We start from the raw sequence: 18282 nt of genomic DNA on the forward strand, positions 1-18282 counted from the left end.
AGTGAAGCGGAGCAACGGTGATCCGGGTAGTGGTGGTGGACGACGAGGCGCTGGTCCGGTCCGGGTTCGGGCTGATCCTGGGCGCCGCGGAGGACATCGAGGCCGTCGCGACGGCCGGCGGGGGTGACGCCGTGGAGACCGTCCGCCGGACGCGGCCGGACGTCGTGCTGCTGGACATCCGGATGCCGGACGTGGACGGGCTCACCGTGCTGCGCGCGTTGCGGGCGATGCCGGATCCGCCGGTGGTGGCGATGCTGACGACCTTCGACACCGACGAGTACATCCTGACCGCGTTGAACTCCGGCGCCGCCGGCTTCCTGCTCAAGGACACCGAACCCGAGCAGTTGCCCCACCTGGTCCGCACCCTGGCCGCGGACGGCGTCGTGCTGTCCCCCAAGGCATCGCGGACACTATTGCGCGGCCACCCCGGCACCGAACCGGCCCTCGACGAGGACGCGGCCCGCGTCCGGCTGCTCACCGCCCGGGAGCGTGAGGTCCTGGTCCTGGTGGCGGAAGGGCTGTCGAACGCCGACATCGGGGCGCGCGTCCACCTCGGTGCCGGCACGGTGAAGGACCACGTCAGCGCGATCCTCTCGAAGCTCCGGGTGACGAGTCGGGTCCAGGCCGCGCTCCTCGCACAACGCGCCGGGCTGCTCGACGAGGAGGTCGGTCGGTGAAGTGGGCCAAGCGCGTGCCCGCGCCGGTCGTCGACCTCGCCCTCGTGGTGGTGGCGGCCGTGGACGTGTGGCTGAACCTGGACGACACACCGCTCGGCGTCGCGCTGGCCGTGCCCGGCTGCGTCGCGCTGGTGTTCCGGCGCAGGTTCCCACTCGTGGTCTTCCTGCTCACGCTGCCGATCGCGTTGACGCAGGACGTCGCCCTCGCCCCGCTCATCGCGCTGTTCACGCTGGCCGAACGCTCCCGCGACCGCCGTCTCCTCGCGCTGTGCGCCGCCCTGCTGGCCGTCGCGAGCAGCGTGCCGTGGCTCCTGGAGAGCGACGGCAGCCGGACCATGACGCTGGTCGTCTTCGTCTACAACCTGGCGACCGCCGCGGTCCCGGTCCTCGTCGGCCAACTCGTCCAGGCGCGGCGGGACCTGGCGCGCCGGCTGGAGGAGATCGAGGAGGCCAAGGAGCACGAACGGGTGTTGCACGCCCAGGCCGTGCTCGCCCGCGAGCGCGCCCAGCTCGCCCGCGAGATGCACGACGTGGTCTCCCACCAGGTCAGCCTGATCGCCGTGCGCGCCGCAGCTCTGCAAGTCGCCACCAAGGACCCGGACGCCGAGGACGCCGCCCGCACGATCCGTTCCCTGAGCGTCACCACGCTCGACGAACTGCGCACCATGGTCACCTTGCTGCGCGCCTCGGGCGGCCGGGACACCGAACTGTCGCCGCAGCCCACCCTGGCCGACCTGCGCGGGCTGGTGGCGTCGAGCGGCACCCACGCGGAGCTGACCGGTGAACTCCCGCCCACCGTCGGAACACCCGCCCAGCGGGCCGTCTACCGCACGGTCCAGGAGGCGTTGACCAACGTCCGCAAGCACGCCCCCGGCGCGACGGCCCGCGTCGAGCTGTGGCACGACGGCCCCGACGTCGGCGTGACCGTCACCAACACCGCGCCCACCCGCCCTTCGCTGTCCCTCCCCGGATCGCGGCACGGTCTGGTCGGTCTGCGGGAACGTGCCGAGATCCTGGGCGGAACGCTGGAGTCCGGCCCGACCGCGGAGGGCGGGTACCGGGTGCGGCTGCGGCTTCCCCTCAACGCGGACTGAGACCGGGGGTCAGCAACTGGGTGGCGGCCAGCCGCGCGTACAGCTCGTCCGCAGCCACCAGTTCCTCGTGGGTGCCCACGGCCCGCACCCGTCCGGCGTCCATGACGACGATCCGGTCGGCGCCGGTCACCGTCGACAGGCGGTGGGCCACCACGAGCACGGTGGTCTCACGCGCCACGTCCGCGACGACCTCCCGCACCGCCAGTTCGTTGACCGCGTCGAGCTGCGAGGTCGCCTCGTCCAGCAACAGCAGTCGGGGCTTGCGCAACAGTGCACGCGCGATGGCGATGCGCTGCCGTTCGCCGCCCGACAGCTTCGAACCCCGGTGGCCCACCGGCGTGTCGAGGCCGTGGGGGAGGCGCTGGACGAGGGTGTCGAGCCTCGTCCGGGCCAGGACGTCGCGGAGGTCGTCTTCCGTGGCGCTGGGGGCGGCGAAGATCAGGTTCTCGCGGAGCGTGCCGGCCAGCACCGGAGCGTCCTGCTCCACGTACCCGATGGCCGCGCGCAACCCGTGCAGCGGCCAGTCGCGGACGTCCTTGCCGTCGACCAGGACCCGGCCGCCGGTGGCCTCGTAGAACCGTTCGAGGAGCGCGAAGACCGTCGACTTGCCCGCTCCCGAAGGGCCGACGAAGGCCGTCATCCCGGTGCCCGGCACGTCGAAGCTCACGTGCTGGTGGATGTACGGCCGGTCCGGGCGGTAGCGGAAGGACACGTCCTCGAAGCGGACCGACGCCGGCGTCTGCGGGGCGGTCTCGTGCCGTGCGGTCTCGTGCCGTGCGGTCTCGTGCTGGGCGGTCTCCTGCTGGGTGGCCGGCTCCGTGGACAGGCGTTCCACCTGCGCGATCCGCGCGATCGCGGCCGCGCCCTCCTGGTAGTGGGACACCGCGTCGACCAGCCTGGACACCGGCTCGATCAGGTAGAACAGGTACAGCAGGAACGCGATGAGCGTGGAGAGCGGCATCGCCCCGGATGCCACTCTGGCCCCGCCGATCCCCAGCACCGCCAGGAACGCCAGCTGCACGGCGAACCCGTCCGCCGAGCCCGCCACGGCCTCCCACTTCGCGCTCTTCACGCCGTGCCGCCACGCCCGCGTCGCCGCCGCGTCCACCCGGGCGGTCTCCCGCTCCTCGGCACCGGACGCCTTCACCGTGCGGAACGCGCCGAAGACCCGTTCCAGCGCGATGGAGATCTCCCCGACCGCCTCCTGCGAGCGTTCGGTGGCCTTGGCGATCTTCGGCATCACCAGCGCGACGGCCCCGCCGGCCGCCGCGACCACGCCGAGCGTGACGCCCAGCAGAACGATGTCCAAGACTGCCATGACGACGATCGCCGCGACGAACGCGACCGCACCCGTGGCCGCCGACACGACCGCCTGGGTGCTGACCGCGCGCAGCAGCGTGGTGTCCGAGGTGACCCGGGACATCAGATCGCCCGGCGGGACCCGCTCCCACTCCGCGAGCCGCAGCCGCAGCAGCCGCCCGATGAGGGTGCGCCGCGCGGCCAGCACCACCGACTCCGCGGTGCGCTCCAGCACGAAGGCGCCGAGCGCTTCCACGACGGTGCTCAGGACCACGAGGGCGGTGAGGGCCAGCACGATCCCGGCGATGGTCGCACCGGAGGAGAGCCGGTCCACCAGTGCCTTGGTGGCCAACGGTTGCAGCAGCCCGCCGGCGGCCCCGATCAGGGCGCACAGGAGACCGAGGGCGACGGCCCACCGGTGTGGCCGGACGTGTGCGTGCAGTGCCTTGAACGTCTGCCGGGCGGACAGGGGAGTGTCATCCGTCACCGGGGCGGACGCGGTGTTCACACAATGCCTTTCTGGACTGGGGTTGTCTGCCTTCCAGGGTGGGAGGCGCGGCCACCGCGTGCCCATCCGGCAACTGGCGGGTCCACCCCCGCCGGGTGGCGGGTGGAACCGAAGACTGCCGGATGTCCTACGACCCGTGCGCACCGCAACGGTTGTCGTATGACAGAAACGCAGGAGACCACGGCCTCGCCGGGGACTTCGACGGGGCGGCTGGTCGGCGTGGACCTGGCCCGCGCGCCGGCCGTGTTCGGCATGTACACCGTCCACATCGGACCTCCATTGTCCGCTGTGGACGGTGTCGGCGGCTGGATCCGGATTGCGGGCCAGGACGCTCGCGATCACCGCGGGTGTGCTCGCGCTCGTCACCCCGCAGGTGGCGTTCGTCCTGAAATCGCTGGTCGAGCCGATCCGGCAGAGCGTCAACGCCTACGACCCGCTCGAACGGCTCGGTGGCGTGGGCGTGCTCGACCTGCTGCTCACCGGCTCCTACCCGACGATCACGTGGATGTCGTTCGTGATCGCCGGCATGGCGCTGGGCCCGCCTCGACCTCGCCGCGACCACCGTCCAACGGCGCCTGGCCGCACTCGGTGCCACCCTCACCGTGACCGCCTACGGGATGTCGTTGCTGCTGGGCGGAAAGGACGCATTGAAGAGTGCGGCGGAAGACGGGGGAGCGTCCGGTTCGGTGTCCTTCGACGCGTTCAAGCCGGACATGTCGGCCTCGTCGCTGGTGACGGCCGGGCCGCACAGCGGGACCACGTTCGACATCGTCGGCAGTGCCGGGATCGCGATCCTCGTGATCGTGGGCGCGACGGTGGCGATGGACCGCCTGCCGCGACTGCGTCGCCTGGCGAGGCCGGTCATCGCCGTGGGTGGCATGTCCCTGACTGCGTACGTGGGCCACTTCTTCATGCAGTCCGCGCTGCCCGGGGACTCGTGGGTGCCGTTGCTCGTGCTCGTCCTCGGGGCTGTCGTGTTCGCCACGACCTGGTCCCACTTCTTCCGCCGCGGACCGCTGGAGCAGTTGCTCAACGTCGCCACCAAGCCGGCGAAGCACATCCGGTGATGGTCCGGTCGGGGGGCACCATTGGCTCGCGAAGTCGAATCGCTTCACCTGCCGGCGCGCCGCCGGGATTAAACAGCATCCTCAACGCACGCACAACGCCTTGCGTGACCTGACTCACCGCTCATAGTGTCTGTCCGGCGACGTTGTCGAAGCGCTTCGACTGCCAGTGCCGCGAGCTGTCTTCCCTGCGACGAAGGGTGATCCCAGTGTCGAGTTCCCCTGACTCCCCGTCCTCCTTCCCCGCCGCACCAGGCCCCGACAGGCGCACGGTCCTGCGGGCGGCGGCCGCGGCGGCCGTTGCCGGTGGCGTTCCGTTGGTGTCGGCCGGCAACGCCAACGCATCGCCAGGTCACTCCGGGCGGTATTCCTGGCGCAACGCGGAGATCGTCGGCGGAGGGTTCGTCACCGGGATCGTCTTCAGCCAGCGCGAGCCGGGCCTGGTCTACGCGCGCACCGACATCGGCGGCGCCTACCGGCTCGACAAGCGCACCAAGCGCTGGATCCCCCTGCTCGACTGGGTCGACTGGGACCACTACGGCCACACCGGCGTGATCAGCATCGCCACGGACGAGGTCGACCCCGACCGGGTGTACGCGGCCGTGGGCACCTACACGATGCCGGAGTGGGACCCGACGATGGCGGCGATCCTCCGCTCCTCGGACCGCGGCCGGACCTGGCAGACCACGATGCTGCCGTTCCGCCTGGGCGGGAACATGCCGGGCCGCGGGATCGGCGAGCGCCTGGTGGTCGACCCGCACCGCAACAGCGTGCTCTACCTCGGCGTGCGCGGCGGCCACGGGCTGTGGCGGTCCGTCGACCACGGCAAGACCTGGGGCAAGGTCGAGAGCTTCCCCAACGTCGGCAACTTCGTCCCGGACCCCAACGACACCGGCGGCTACAACGGCGACAACCTCGGCGTGCTCCAGGTCGTGTTCGACAAGCGCACCGGACGGCGCGGCCGGCCCACGAAAATGATCTACGTCACGGTGGCCGACAAGGAGAACATCCTCTACCGCTCCACCGACGCCGGCCGGACCTGGCAGCGGGTGCCCGGCCAGCCCACCGGCTTCATCCCGCACAAGGCGGTGTTCGACCACAAGAACGGCTACCTCTACCTGGCCACGAGCGACACCGCCGGCCCGTACGACGGCGCCAAGGGCGACGTGTGGAAGCTCGACACCGCGACCGACACGTGGACGCGCATCAGCCCCGTGCCCTCCACCAGCCCCGACTGCCGGTGGGGCTACTCGGGCCTGTCCATCGACCGGAGCAACCCGAGCACCCTCATGGTGACCACCCAGATCCACTGGCACCCCGACATCATCATGTTCCGCTCCACCGACGGCGGCGCGAGCTGGACCCGCGCCTGGGACCTGGTCTCCGACACCGAGCGCACGTTCCGCTACACCATCGACATCTCGGCCGCGCCCTGGCTGACCTGGAACGCCACCCCCGAACCACCCGTGTTCGCGCCGAAGCTGGGGTGGATGACCGAGGCGCTGGAGATCGATCCCTTCTCCTCCAACCACTTCCTCTACGGCACGGGCGCCACGATCTACGGCTCCGACAACCTCACCGACTGGGACACCGGGGGCACCGTGCGGATCGACGTCCGCGCCGGGGGCCTGGAGGAGACCGCGGTCCTGTCGCTGATCAGCCCTCCGGTCGGCGCGCACCTGTTCTCCGCGGTCGGGGACGTCGGCGGCTTCCGGCACACGGACTTCAGCCGTGCCACCAAGATGTACGACACCCCCACTTTCACCACGACGGTCGCCCTGGACTTCGCCGAGAAGGCACCTCGCACGATCGTCCGGGTCGGCCACCCCACGAGCGGCTGGACCCAGCGCTTCGCGATCTCGACGGACGGCGGCGACACCTGGACCCCCTCGGGGAGCGAACCGCCCGGCGTGACCGGTCCGGGCGTCGAGGACACCGCCGTCGCGGTCGCGGCGGACGGCGGCCGGGTCGTGTGGGCGCCGGCCGGGGCGCCGGTGAGCTGGAGCGCCGATGGCGGCGGGACGTGGACCGCCTGCGAAGGTGTGCCTTCGGGGGCGCTGGTGCGCGCCGACCGCGTCAACCCGGCGGTCTTCTACGCCTGCCACACGGGCACGTTCTACCGGAGCACCGATGGCGGCAAGCGCTTCACGCAGACCGCGGCGACCGGCCTGCCCGCCGAGGGCAACGTCCGGTTCAAGCCGGCGCCCGGCCACGAAGGCGACATCTGGCTAGGGGGTGGCAAGAAGGGCAAGGTCTACGGCCTGTGGCGCTCGACCGACGGCGGCACCTCCTTCACCCGCCTGCCGGGCATCGAGGAGGGCGACAACGTCGGCTTCGGCAAGGCCGCTCCGGGCAGCGCCTACCCGGCGGTCTACGCCAGCCTCCGCATCGGCGGGGTGCGCGGGGTCTTCCGCTCCGACAACGCCGGCCGGACGTGGATCAGGATCAACGACGACCGGCACCAGTACGCCTGGACCGGCAGCACCATCACCGGCGACCCGCGCATCTACGGCCGCGTCTACTTCGGCCCAACGGCCGCGGCGTGATCTGCGGCGAGCCGACCCGACCGTTCACCGGCGAGGCGTGACAGGTTCGGGGGCCGCCGTCCGGGAGACGACGGCGTCGAGGTCGTCGAGCCGGCGCTGGACGCGTTCGACGTCGGCGCTGCTGCCCTGTTGCCGGTACAGCTCAAGGGCTTCCTGCCACACCGCGCGGGCCTGCTCGGGCCAGCCGAGGGCGGAGTGGGGACCGCCGAGCTGGTCGAGGGCGTCGGCGGCCCTGGTCGTGTTGCCGAGGGCGCGGCACAGGGCGACGGCCTGCTCGTGGTGGCGGACGGCCTGGCGGTGGTGGCCGGTGCGGTGCTCGATGTAGCCCAGGCCGTCCAGGGCGCCGCCTCGCCGGCGGAGTCGTGGTGGTGCCGGTACAGGGCGAGGGCGGCCTTGCAGTGGGCGGGCGGTGTCGTGGTCGCCCAGGCAGGCGGCGTACCACCCGACCGTGTTGAGCGCGACCCGGACCGCGGAGCAGACCCGGATCGCGCACTTCTGGGCCAACGACCTCGACGACACCTACAAGCCGCCGGGCCAGCTCCACGCGCACACCCAGATCGTCGCCAAGCAGCGCGGACTCGGCACACCGGACAAAGCCCGGCTGTTCGCCCTGGTCGGCCTCGCCATGGGGGACGCGGGCATCGTCGCCTGGGACGCCAAGTACCAGACGTCCATCGACCTGTGGCGACCGGCGAGCGCCATCCGGCTCGCCGACACCGACGGCAACCCCGGCCACCACCGCGGACCCGAACTGGCGGCCCCTGTCCCCGGACGCGGACGGCACCCCGTTCTCGCCGCCGTTCCCCGCCTACGTCTCCGGACACGCCACCTTCGCCGGCGCGTGGGCGGGCGCGATGCAGGCCTACTTCGGCACCGACGCCATCACCTTCACCGCCACCACCGAAGACCCGTACGCGATCGGCGTGACCCGCACCTTCACCACCTTCAGCGCCGCCGCGCGCGAGAACGCCCGCAGCCGCGTCTACCTCGGCGTGCACTACCAGTTCGACGCCGACAGCGGCCTGTCCGCCGGAACCGCGCCGGCGCAGCACGTCGCGGCCACGTTCCTCCGCGACTGACGGCTCGCCCGGTCTCCGGCGACGGTTGCCCGTCGCCGGAGACCGGGTTCCGCGCGATCAGGGCTTGGCGCGGACCGGGAGGCCGGGGTTGCCGGACGGTTTGAAAGTGGCCCACGCCGCCGGGTCGCCGGAGTGGTAGATCGTCGCGGCCGGGCTGTCGGTGAAGACGTCGGCCTCCTGGCGGGGCGGTGTCGGACCCAGGTGGACCGCGGTCAGGGCCGGGTTGCCGCGCATGGCGCCCGGCCCGAGGCGGGTGACGGCCGGGGTGACGAGGGTGGTCAGCTTCGGGTTGTTGGTGATGGCGTTGTGCCACACCGTGGTCAGGCGCGGGGCGTGGAGCCAGCGCAGGTTCGCGAAGCCGGTGACCGCGTTCTTGTCCATCTCGGTGAGCGCGGGCAGGCGCAGGCCGAGGAGTTTGTGGTTGAGGTCGAAGCAGTTGATGCCCAGGTACTCCAGCTTGGGCAGGTTGACCGACACCAGTTCGTGGCTGTCGTTCAACGCGTTGCGGCCGAGGCGGCGCAGTTCGGGTGCGGTGAAGTACCGGAGGCGGGAGGCGTCGTCGAAGGCGAAGTCGTCGACCGCGGTGGCGCTCGGCAGGTTGACCTTGAGCAGGTACTGGTTGCGGCGGAAGGCGTCGTGGGCGATGGTGTCGACGCTGGGCAGGTAGAGGACGCTGAGCTTGGCGTAGGGGGCGTGGCCGAACGCCATCACGCCGATCGACCTGGCCGCGCGCAGGCTCACCTCGGCGAAGTTGTGGTTGCTGAACGCGCCGTCGGGCACCGCGTCCAGGTCGTCGAGGACGAGCTGCTTGACCCAGGTGTCCCACCAGCCGTTGTGCCAGAGGTAGGGGAATTTCCCGCCTCGGGCCTGTTGTCCCGCGCACGGCAGACCGGAGGCGGGGGTGCACTCGCGTCCGCTTTGGATGGTGCGCAGGTTGTAGACGTGGAGCCGGGTGAGGTTGTTCAGGCCGAGGTCGCGGTGGACGCCTTGGAGTGCGGCCAGGTCGGGGTCGGAGAGCGCGGTGCCGCCGGTGAGGTACAGAGCGATCCCGGTGGCCTTGGCCAGGTCCGGTTTGCGTTGGGCCAGAAGGGTTTTGAGGGTGTTGGTGGTGACGTCGTACTGGAGGGTGAGGGTGCCCTCGGGCAGTCGGTGGTCGCCGGGTTTGCTCGCCCGGTAGGTGTAGCGGTCGTTGCGGCTCAGGTCGGGGTCGTTGGCGAAGACCGGGTCCGGGCCGGGGTCGGCGGTCGGGTCCTCGGGCAGCACCCCGTCCGAGTACGGCAGGACCGGTGGCGCGCTCGGAGTGGTGGACGTGGAGGTCGGCGACGAGGTGGTCGTCGGTGCGCTTGAGGTGGCGACAGCGGTGGTGGTGGGCGTGGTGTCTGCTGTGGACGTGGGAGGCTGGGCGGAGTCTTCACCCGAGGTGAGGATGACCGCTCCGATGCCCGAGGCGGCGAGGACGATGCCGACGACCACCAGGATGGCTTTGCGCTTCATATCGGTGTTCTGCGTCCCGCCGCCGAGTCGTAGGTGCTTCCGGGTCGAGGGATGTGAACGCTAACATCCACTCGTTGCCGCCAACAAGGTCGACGTCGCCCGAGGAGAACCGCATGAGCCCCGTCCAGCGCTACGGCACGGTGATCCGGCTGCGCCCGGAGAAGCGCGAGGAGTACCTGCGGCTGCACTCGGCCGTGTGGCCCGCGGTCGAGCAGACGCTGCTCGACGCCAACATCCGCAACTTCACCATCTTCCTGCACGGCGACCTGCTGTTCGGCTACTACGAGTACATCGGCGAGGACCACGACGCCGACCAGACCCGCATCGCCGCCGACCCGGAAACCCGCCGCTGGTGGACCTTCACCGACCCGTGCCAGGAATCCCTCGCCCCACCCGGCTCCGGCCACTGGTGGACCCCCATGCAGGAGGTCTGGCACCTGAACGACCCCGAAACGTCCTGACCCCTGCTCGGCATCGCTCGCGCTCCGCTTCCGGTCGCGCGCCCGGACCGCGACGAACAGCACGATCACGATGGCCCTCGCCGCGATGACGACGTACTGGAACGGGTTCGTCCAGCACACGCCGACGACGGCGCGAGCTGTTCGGTCAACCGTTGGAGAGCTGCGCGACCGTCCGCACTGATCTCGGCAAGACCGGCGTCGTCGGCTGCGCGGATCGTCCGTTGCACCTGGTGCGGCAACCGGTGGACTTCGGCAGCGGTCAGCGCCGCTCGGAACGCCTCCGTCGCGCCGTCGCGATGCCGGGCGCTGGCGGCGCTCTGCGCGCCCCGATCCGTGCTGTTCGGCGGTGCGTCCGGCCACCTCGGCGCGGTCTTCACCGAGTACGACGGCGGACGCGTCACCACGGATGGCGACCAGTCCCGCCAAGGCTGGGAACGCACGCACCGCCGCCTCGTCGCTCATACCGCGACGCTCCGCACGCGCGTGGAAATGCCGGTCCGGATGCCGAGGTGCGGAAGCGGGTTCGCGTTGACGCGGTGCACCACGCGGTGTCCGGTGAACGCTCGCCGACCGTGCAGCCATCGGTGGTTGTCGAGGATGTAGCCCTGTCCGGCGCTCAGGTCCAGGTCGGTCACGTGCTGATCGATCGCCGCTCGCAGCGTGACCAGATGTGCGTCTGCGGCTGTTTTGCGGGTCGGGATGACGTCCAACGGAGAGCACGGAGCGGAGGTGCTTCCCGACTGCGCCGCCGCTGGACTCGATCGGGTGAACTTCTCGATCTTCGGCACGACGGCCGACGAACTCGCCGAGACCCAGCACGCCCGCTACCGCAACCCCGAACGAGCGCAGCGAAAGATCGACGCCCTGAAACGCTCGATCGCCGTCTGCGAGGCGCACGGGGTCAACGCCGGCGCGAACATCGTGGTGCTCGACTACAGCCACGCGCCGCGCGTGCACCGCCTGCTCGATGAATACTCCCCACACCTGGCGGTCCGACTGCTCAACTCGCTGGACCACGGCCCGGCCTCCGTGGAGGCCATCGAGCGCATCCTGGCCGAACGCGGAGCGGTCGCCGAAGCGCACTACATCACCGCAGGTGTCTCCGCAGCACGCACCGCCTACCGCCTCCCGGACGGACGTCGGGTGTACTTCAAGCAGATTCGGCGCGTCCGACTGCCTGAGACGTGCACCGGATGCCGGTTCAACAACGACACCGACTGCCAGGAGGGCTTCTACGGCGTGCGGCTCTACTACGACCGCGCCGGCCGCTACCAGGTCGGTGTCTGCATCCAACGGATGGATCTGACCATGCCCCTCGACGACTTCCTCACCGGGCCGATGCCGGCACAAGTGCTGGCTCTGCGTGAGGTCGAATACGACCGACTCACCCGCCGCCACGCGGCATGACCGATCGACAGGGAAGGACGCACGCGAGTGCGGATCGAGCACGAAGCCAAGATCCTCGACATCGACCCGGCGGAGATGGAACGACGCATCCTCGACAAGGGCGGCCGGAAGCTCGGCGAGCGGTTCATGCGCCGCTACGTCTACGACATCACGCCCGGCGATCAGTCGAAGTGGATCAGGCTGCGCGACACCGGGGACGAGGTGACGCTGACGGTCAAGCAGATCACCAGCGACGCCATCGACGGCACGCACGAGACCGAAGTGACCGTGAGCGACTTCGACGCGACCAACGCCCTGCTCGGTGTGCTCGGGTTCACCGCGAAGTCGTACCAGGAGACCAAGCGCACGAGCTTCGTCCTCGACGGCGCACAGGTCGAGATCGACACGTGGCCGCGCATCCCGCCCTACGTCGAGATCGAGGCCGGATCGAAGGACGAGGTCGTTCGGGTCGCCGCGCTGCTCGGCTACGCCGAGGAGGAACTGACCGGGGCGAACACCATCAAGGTCTACGCCCGCTACGGCATCGACCTCGACAACATTCCCGAGCTGCGCTTCCAGGCATCGTCCGGTGTGGCAGACCAGGGACGGTAGCGCCCGGCAGCGACCAACGTGATCGGGACGGAATTGGCGTGTCCTCGCTGGTCGCGTCGGGCGTCGTCGACCTGGTCATCGCCCGGCTCTTCACGACGTGGTCAGTGGTGGTCGAGTAGGCGGCGGCCCGTTCCTTCGCCGACCATGTCGTGGAGTTTGCGGTGCAGGTAGCGGCGGGCCCAGGTGGGCATGGGGACGCCTTCCAGTTGGCGGTCCAGCCACTCGTTGATGTCGCGGTAGCGCAGCACCGCGCCCCAGGGACCGGGCTGGTGGCCCAGGCCGCGCATGTCCCGTGGATAGGGCGGCAGTTCGGGGGCCGGTGGGGTGACGTCGCCGAGTGCGGGGCGTTCGGGACCCGGGGTCGGTGCCGGGGTTCCGTCCAGCGCGTGGCGTCCCGGGAACGCCAGGTCGAGGACGGTGTCGTCGGTCAGCACGGCGGCGGCCGGCACCGCGGCGCGAACCCGTTGCAGCACTTGCGGTCCGGGCTGTGACCGCACCCGGGGATGCGCGTCGAGCCAGCGGGCCACCTGGCCGATCGCGCTGACGTGCTCCCGCCGGACCAGGTCGAGCCGCGGGTCGACCAGGTCGAGCGCGCGTGGTGGTCCGGGTTGCGGGTCCCGCTGCGCGGTGATCGCGGCGGTCACGGCGCTGTTGCCGACCAGGCCCTGCAACGAGAGCACGTGGTGCGCCGTGGGCGGCGGGGTTCGCGGTCCGGTCCCGCGCCGGCTGGTGCCACCCTCGACCGCCCGTGCTCTCGACACCCCGGGAGGGTCTCACCCCTCGACGTCCACGGGAGCGTCCGAACGGGCAGTCGACCGGACACCGGTCCCCGCCTGGCGCAGCGTGTCCGCCAGCCGTTCGTGCCGGAACTGGTGCGCCGCGCCCACCTGGCGCAGGAGTCCCCGGTAGTGGGCGTCGCGCAGGAACGCGATCACGTGCAGCGGCAGCTTCCCCGTGCCCCACAACCACAACCTGGCCAGCACGAAGCGCCCCCACGCGGTCACGTGCACCCCGCTCCACCCCTGGTCCAGTCCGCCGACGAACGACCGGGTGACCGCCGCCGCCAGTCCCGCCGCGAGACCGGCGGAGAGGCCGCGGAACACGCCGAACGCGAGCCCGCAGGCGAGCCCGCCGACCAGCCCCTGGGCGAGCGCCACGGTGCGGTCGCTGCGCAGGACGGTCTCCGGGCTGGTCGACGACGTCCCGTCGACCGGCACGCTGACCCAGTAGTCGACCGTCCGCGCGACCGCGACCGCCGTGAACGTGGCGAGCCCGGCGTTGGCGCCGTTGGCCAGCGCGGCGTCGAAGCCGCTCGTCGACGCGACCGCGGCGGTCACCACACCGGTCACGCACAGGCCACCGGCGAAGCCGATCCCGAGCCCGTCGGCCAGGTGCCGCCACAGCGGTCGTCGGGACCAGTCGGGCGGGTGCGTCCGCCAGAACCGCACCGGCACCACCGAGGGCAGCGCCGGTCGCGCGGTGGCCAGCACGAGCAGCGCGGTGCCGCCGAACGATCCCGCCGCCACCGCGCCGATCGCACCCCACAGCACCGCCTCGGCGGCCCGACCACCGATGACCAGCGGCAACCCGATCGCCGCGCCGACCGTCACCGCGAAGACCAAGCCGCCCAGCAGCGCGATCACGGACCGGGGCACCGCGCGGTCGAGTTCCCACCAGGTCACCTCGGACGTGTCGAGCCGCCGCACGTGCCCGGCGAGGAACGCGAGCCACCGCGTGGCGTCCTCGGTCGAGGGCGTGGGTGTCATCGGTCGGCGGACCCGCGTCGGCACCGGCCCCCGATCGGCGACCCAGGTCGGGTGGTACCGGGTCGTCACCAGCTGTTCGAGGAGGTGCTGCTCGATCGCGCCTCGGTCGGTGAACGCCAGCAGGTCCGCGGGGTCGGCGGCGCCTTCGACGTACCGGACGGTGGCCAACCACGCCATGAGGGGCGTGGACAGCGCGGCGGCGAGCGGCCCGTCGGGACGGCGGTCGAGGTGGTCGAACACCGCGTCCCACATGTCGGGTCGGAGCTTTGCCGTGGCGCTGCGCAGCAGGTAGCGGCGGACCGCGTCCAGGCGGGGCACCTCCATGTCCGCCACCGCCGTGGCCGCCAGCACCTCCCCGCCGCGGTGCCGGACGGCCGCCCGGTACTCGCCCGCGCGGGACGCCAGCAGCAGCGGCACGCCCTTGCGGAGCATGCCGTTGACCCGTCGCAGCGCCAGCGGCCGCAACCGCTCGGGCATCTCGTCGAAACCGTCCAGGACGGGCATCACCAGCCCCGACCCGACCAGGTCGGCCGCGCGGCCGGGGTGCCGGACCGAGGGGTACCTGGCCACCAGCTGCGCGGCCAGCCACTCCTCCAGGCTGTTCGTCGTGGGGTCCCAGTCGCGCAGGGGCGCCACGACGGGCACCGGTTCGCCGTCCTTGCGGCGACCCAGCAACCCCAGCACCACGTGCGCCAGCGTCACGGTCTTGCCGACACCGGGTTCGCCGAGCAGCACCAGGCGGTGCCGGGGCAGGCGGATCAGGAACTCCACCGCGTCGTCCAGTTCGCCGTCGAACACCTCGGGGCCGCTGGGCAGGACCAAGCCGCGCTCGTCGGCCACGTCCCACGTCAAGGCCCACCGGGCCGGCATCGCTTTGAGCAGGTGCTCGCCCTGCCATTGCCGACCGACGTCGGCGGACAGCTCGTCGAGCATCGTGCGCAGGGTCGGCGAGGTGGTCCGCCGCCACGGGATCACCGGTTGGAACTCGGGGAGGTCGAGCAGGGCGCTGCCGTTGTCCTCGACCTCCGTTCCGCCGGATGCGCGGTACAGGCGGGCGTGGAGTTCCTCCCACCGGAGCTTCAACTCCGCCGGGTCGACCCGGTAGAACTCGAGGAGCTTCCCGATCGTGTGCCAGGTCCGCAGCGACGCTTTGCCGTTCTCCAGCCCGGACAACCACGCGGGCGAGCAGTCGGTCCGCCGTGCCACGTGGCGCAGGGAGAGCCGGCGCTCCACCCGCAGCTCGCGCAACGCGCCGCCGAACCGCCGTCGCGCCTCGTCGAGCGTCTCCGGCACCTGCTCGGTCATGCGCACTCCCCGCTGGCGGCGTTCCTGCTGTTCAAAGGTGTTCACGGCGGTGGCCCGTGAACACGTGAACAGCTACGAACGCAGTCGTACCGCGTCCTCGACTCCCGGAACCCGCAGATTTGAGGACAGCGCCCGCACCGATCGGGTTAACCACCGCGCACCATCTGGAGGCCCCATGGCATACGCCACCGCCGCCGTGTACCCCTCTGCCCGCAACAGACATCGTCTGCGGGTCCTGTGCCAGGCGACCGCGGTCCTGCTCGTGGCCGCGGTGTGCGTCGACACGGTGGACCGCGTGCGCCTCGACGTCGCCGCGGACTCGCCCACGACGAACACCGCCACGAACACCGCCACCGCTTTCGACAGCCACCCGTCCGCGCCCGCCGCGATGATGCCCGACGCCCGTGTGGCGCGCGGCGACACGACCGGCACCCCGAATCCGCAGGACCCGGCTCCGCAGGACCCGGCTCCGGCACCACCTCCGACGGTGGCTCCGGTGGCCGAGACCGACAGCATCCCCGACACCATGGCGACCGGACACGACGTCGAGCCCACGCCCGACGAGTCCCCGTCGACAAGGGATGCCACGTCGGTGTTGCCGGACCTGCGAACCGGCTCGGCGGAAGCCGGATCGGCTCCGGAGACCCGACCCGAGACGAAACCCGAGACCCGATCGGAGACCCGACCCGAGACGAGGCCCGCGGGTGAGCCGGCGAAGACCTCCGCCCACCCGGCGGCGCGGCCGGCCGAGCAACCCCGGACCGAGGAGCCCGCCCGACCGGCCAAGGAGCCGCTGACCGCAGTGCCCGCGCGACCGGCCAAGAAGCCGCAGACCGCGGTGCCCGCGCAGCCCATGGGCCATCCGCAGGCGGTGGTCACCTGCGGGTCCGGCTCGGCCATGACCCAGCCGGTGCCCGCGACACCGGTGGAGCGCGTGATGGTCGGCATTCCGGTCGACATGAACGGGGGCGCCACGCCCACCATGCCCGGCCTGTCGCCTTCCGGGATGACCGCGGCCGGCGACCTGATGCCCGCGCGAGGGCCGGTGGCGGCGATCCCGATCCTCGCCCCTCCGGGAATGGTCGGCGCCTGCCCGGTTCAGACGGGCGGCACGCACGACCGGTCGATGGGCTGACAACGGATGCGGGCGCAGGAGGACGACCGGGCGGAGGCGCCCCGGTCGGTGCGGAACCAGGTGTCCGATGTGGTCGGCCCGGTGGTGCAGGCCGACCACATCGGAACCCTCACCCTGCACTCGGCGCCGGCGAGCGCCCCGCCGCCCGTCCGCCCGTCCCGTCGGCGGCGGCTGCTGCGCGTCCTGGTGCCGGTCGCGGCGATCGGGACGGTTTCGGTCGTCCTGCTCTACGCGTTCGGGGTTCCGGACGGGTGGTTCGGACCGACCGCGGCGCGGAGCAAGGCGTGCCTGGTCAAGGTGGACCCGTCCGTGAAGGCCGGGTACGTCTGGGCGGACCGGCCTCGCGAGTCGTCCTACGCGCCGTCCGAACCGCACCAGTGCAACTCCACGGGCGCGGTGAACACCGTGACCCGGGCAAGTGCCGGTCGCTACGCGGTGCGGTTCCCCGGTCTCGGGACCGACAGCGGAACGGTCGACGTGACCAGCGCGGACGTGAACGATCGAGTCTGCTCGGTGGAGCAGTGGGGACCCGCGCCCGACGACGAACACGACCAGGACGTCCACGTCGTGTGCGTCGACCGCGACGGCACGCCCGCCGACGCCTCGTTCACGGCGTCGTTCCTGTTCACCATGGGCGGTTCGGGCTCGATGGCCTACGTCCGGGCGGACAAGCCGTCCTCGCCGCCGTACACCCCGGACTCGAACCACCAGTTCAACCCGGTCGGCGGGCTGAACACGGTGGAGCGGGAACAGGAGGGCACCTACCTGGTCTTCCTGCCCGGCCTGCACGGGACCCCGGGCGGGATGGTCAAGGTCACGTCGCTGGGGTCGACGCCGAACGCGTGCTCACCCGTGGTGTGGATGCCCTGGCGCAATCCCGGCACCGGCAAGGACTTCCTGGTCGTCCGCGTGGCCTGCGCCACGCTCCGCGGCGTTCCGGTGGACGCGGCCTTCACGTTGAGCTACACGGTCGACCTCGGGTCCACCGCCGACGTGCGGATTCCCGGCGCGTACCTGTGGGCGAGCGAGAGCGGCGCCGCCGAGTACACGCCGATGAAGGACTACCAGTACAACTCCACCCACGCCCTCAACACGGTCAGCCGGACGGCCACCGGGACGTACACCGTCCACCTGCCCGGCCTGGTCCGGCCGGGCGGGAATCCCCAGGTGTCGGCCTACAACTCCACCGCGACGTGCGGCGTCGCCGGGTGGCGGCCCGTCGAGCACGAGCACCAGGTCGAGGTGGTCTGCCGGGGAGCGCAGGGTGAACCGGTCGACGCCCAGTTCGCTTTCCTCTTCCGCCAGTGAGCCGGGGTGCGTCACGGCAGGACGTCGAAGGCGTTGGGCAGATCCGCGCGGCGCAGGCGGCCGTGCGGGCGGCGGGCGCGCTCGACCCGTTGCCCGAGTCGACCCCGGGCGACCCGGGCATCGACCTCGACCCGCAGCCCTTGGAGCCGGTCCGGTGCACGGTCGCCGACGCGGACCTCGCCACGATGGGCACCGCAGCACCGGCTGCCGGGGCGCCGGCCACCGACGAGCAGGTCCGCGCCGAGGCCGAAGCCGAGGTGGAACGCGTGCTGCGGCAACGGGACCGGTTCACCGAGTTGGCGCTCGCCGAGCGGCTGGCCGAGTTGCGCCCGGATCGCCCGGGAAGGCGGGGGCGGCGAGTGGGCCGCGGGCCAGGCCGCGGCGTGGGAGGTGCTGCGCACGTTGGTGAGCCCGCGGGTCCGGTTCGACGTGTGGGGCGGTGGGTTCCGGTTCCTGCCCTGGCCGGGGTTCGAACACCGCGTCCCACATGTCGGGTCGGAGCTTCGCCGTGGCGCTGCGCAGCAGGTAGCGGCGGACCGCGTCCAGGC

At 71.7% G+C, this 18282-nt stretch carries 17 protein-coding genes; 10 read left to right on the top strand and 7 right to left on the bottom strand.

The window, feature by feature from the left end; translation table 11 throughout:
• The first annotated feature begins 17 nt into the window (after positions 1-17).
• Positions 18-677 (top strand): response regulator transcription factor, encoded by a 660-nt coding sequence (locus RIN75_RS16385; protein ID WP_309112789.1) that lies wholly within the window; start codon positions 18-20, stop codon positions 675-677.
• Positions 674-1771 (top strand): histidine kinase, encoded by a 1098-nt coding sequence (locus RIN75_RS16390; RefSeq protein WP_309112790.1) that lies wholly within the window; start codon positions 674-676, stop codon positions 1769-1771. The genes RIN75_RS16385 and RIN75_RS16390 overlap by 4 nt, the downstream gene beginning before the upstream one ends.
• Here the strand turns inward: RIN75_RS16390 and RIN75_RS16395 are convergent.
• Positions 1758-3557, bottom strand: a complete 1800-nt coding sequence (locus RIN75_RS16395; RefSeq protein ID WP_309112791.1) for an ABC transporter ATP-binding protein — start codon at positions 3555-3557, stop codon at positions 1758-1760. The genes RIN75_RS16390 and RIN75_RS16395 overlap by 14 nt on opposite strands.
• Positions 3558-4180: 623 nt before the next feature.
• Here RIN75_RS16395 and RIN75_RS16400 point away from each other — a divergent pair.
• Together RIN75_RS16400 and RIN75_RS16405 are read left to right on the top strand one after the other, a co-directional pair.
• Positions 4181-4645 carry a DUF418 domain-containing protein gene (locus RIN75_RS16400; RefSeq protein ID WP_309112792.1) on the top strand — a complete coding sequence of 155 codons (465 nt, stop codon included), beginning with the start codon at positions 4181-4183 and terminating at the stop codon, positions 4643-4645.
• Between the two features lie 206 nt (positions 4646-4851).
• Complete coding sequence (locus RIN75_RS16405; protein WP_309112793.1) at positions 4852-7188, top strand: xyloglucanase; 2337 nt, start codon at positions 4852-4854, stop codon at positions 7186-7188.
• 24 nt (positions 7189-7212) lie between these two features.
• Here the strand turns inward: RIN75_RS16405 and RIN75_RS16410 are convergent, their stop codons facing one another.
• On the bottom strand, positions 7213-7692 hold the full coding sequence (locus RIN75_RS16410) for a tetratricopeptide repeat protein (protein WP_309112794.1): 480 nt from the start codon (positions 7690-7692) through the stop codon (positions 7213-7215).
• Positions 7693-7949: 257 nt separating this feature from the next.
• On the opposite strand from RIN75_RS16410, the gene RIN75_RS16415 reads away from it, so the two are divergent.
• Positions 7950-8267 carry a phosphatase PAP2 family protein gene (locus tag RIN75_RS16415; protein WP_309112868.1) on the top strand — a complete coding sequence of 106 codons (318 nt, stop codon included), beginning with the start codon at positions 7950-7952 and terminating at the stop codon, positions 8265-8267.
• A gap of 57 nt (positions 8268-8324) precedes the next feature.
• Here RIN75_RS16415 and RIN75_RS16420 read toward each other — a convergent pair whose 3' ends face one another.
• Positions 8325-9761: a leucine-rich repeat protein gene (locus tag RIN75_RS16420; RefSeq protein ID WP_309112795.1), complete on the bottom strand. Its 1437-nt coding sequence runs from the start codon at positions 9759-9761 to the stop codon at positions 8325-8327.
• A gap of 113 nt (positions 9762-9874) precedes the next feature.
• Between RIN75_RS16420 and RIN75_RS16425 the strand changes: the two genes are divergently transcribed.
• Entirely contained in the window at positions 9875-10222 is a 348-nt protein-coding gene (locus RIN75_RS16425; protein WP_309112797.1) for an L-rhamnose mutarotase, read from the top strand.
• Between the two features lie 458 nt (positions 10223-10680).
• Here the strand turns inward: RIN75_RS16425 and RIN75_RS16430 are convergent, their stop codons facing one another.
• A complete protein-coding gene (locus tag RIN75_RS16430) occupies positions 10681-10932 on the bottom strand; it encodes a TauD/TfdA family dioxygenase (protein ID WP_309112798.1) in 252 nt (83 codons plus the stop codon).
• A gap of 55 nt (positions 10933-10987) precedes the next feature.
• Here RIN75_RS16430 and RIN75_RS16435 point away from each other — a divergent pair, with 55 nt between their 5' ends.
• Positions 10988-11629: a hypothetical protein gene (locus RIN75_RS16435; protein WP_309112799.1), complete on the top strand. Its 642-nt coding sequence runs from the start codon at positions 10988-10990 to the stop codon at positions 11627-11629.
• Between the two features lie 27 nt (positions 11630-11656).
• A complete protein-coding gene (locus RIN75_RS16440; protein ID WP_309112800.1) occupies positions 11657-12220 on the top strand; it encodes a CYTH domain-containing protein in 564 nt (187 codons plus the stop codon).
• A gap of 101 nt (positions 12221-12321) precedes the next feature.
• Here the strand turns inward: RIN75_RS16440 and RIN75_RS16445 are convergent, their stop codons facing one another.
• The gene (locus RIN75_RS16445) at positions 12322-12981 is read right to left on the bottom strand and encodes a hypothetical protein (RefSeq protein ID WP_309112801.1); all 660 of its coding nucleotides are present in this window, start codon (positions 12979-12981) and stop codon (positions 12322-12324) included.
• Between the two features lie 12 nt (positions 12982-12993).
• On the bottom strand, positions 12994-15291 hold the full coding sequence (locus RIN75_RS16450) for a helix-turn-helix domain-containing protein (protein WP_309112802.1): 2298 nt from the start codon (positions 15289-15291) through the stop codon (positions 12994-12996).
• A 175-nt stretch (positions 15292-15466) separates the two neighbouring features.
• Between RIN75_RS16450 and RIN75_RS16455 the strand changes: the two genes are divergently transcribed.
• Entirely contained in the window at positions 15467-16426 is a 960-nt protein-coding gene (locus RIN75_RS16455; RefSeq protein WP_309112803.1) for a hypothetical protein, read from the top strand.
• Between the two features lie 6 nt (positions 16427-16432).
• Positions 16433-17734 (top strand): hypothetical protein, encoded by a 1302-nt coding sequence (locus RIN75_RS16460; protein ID WP_309112804.1) that lies wholly within the window; start codon positions 16433-16435, stop codon positions 17732-17734.
• An 11-nt stretch (positions 17735-17745) separates the two neighbouring features.
• Here the strand turns inward: RIN75_RS16460 and RIN75_RS16465 are convergent, their stop codons facing one another.
• Entirely contained in the window at positions 17746-18135 is a 390-nt protein-coding gene (locus RIN75_RS16465) for a hypothetical protein (RefSeq protein WP_309112805.1), read from the bottom strand.
• Between the last annotated feature and the right edge of the window lie 147 nt (positions 18136-18282).

Origin of the sequence: Saccharothrix sp. (genome assembly GCF_031180885.1) — a bacterium.
Taxonomy (GTDB): Bacteria; Actinomycetota; Actinomycetes; order Mycobacteriales; family Pseudonocardiaceae; genus Actinosynnema.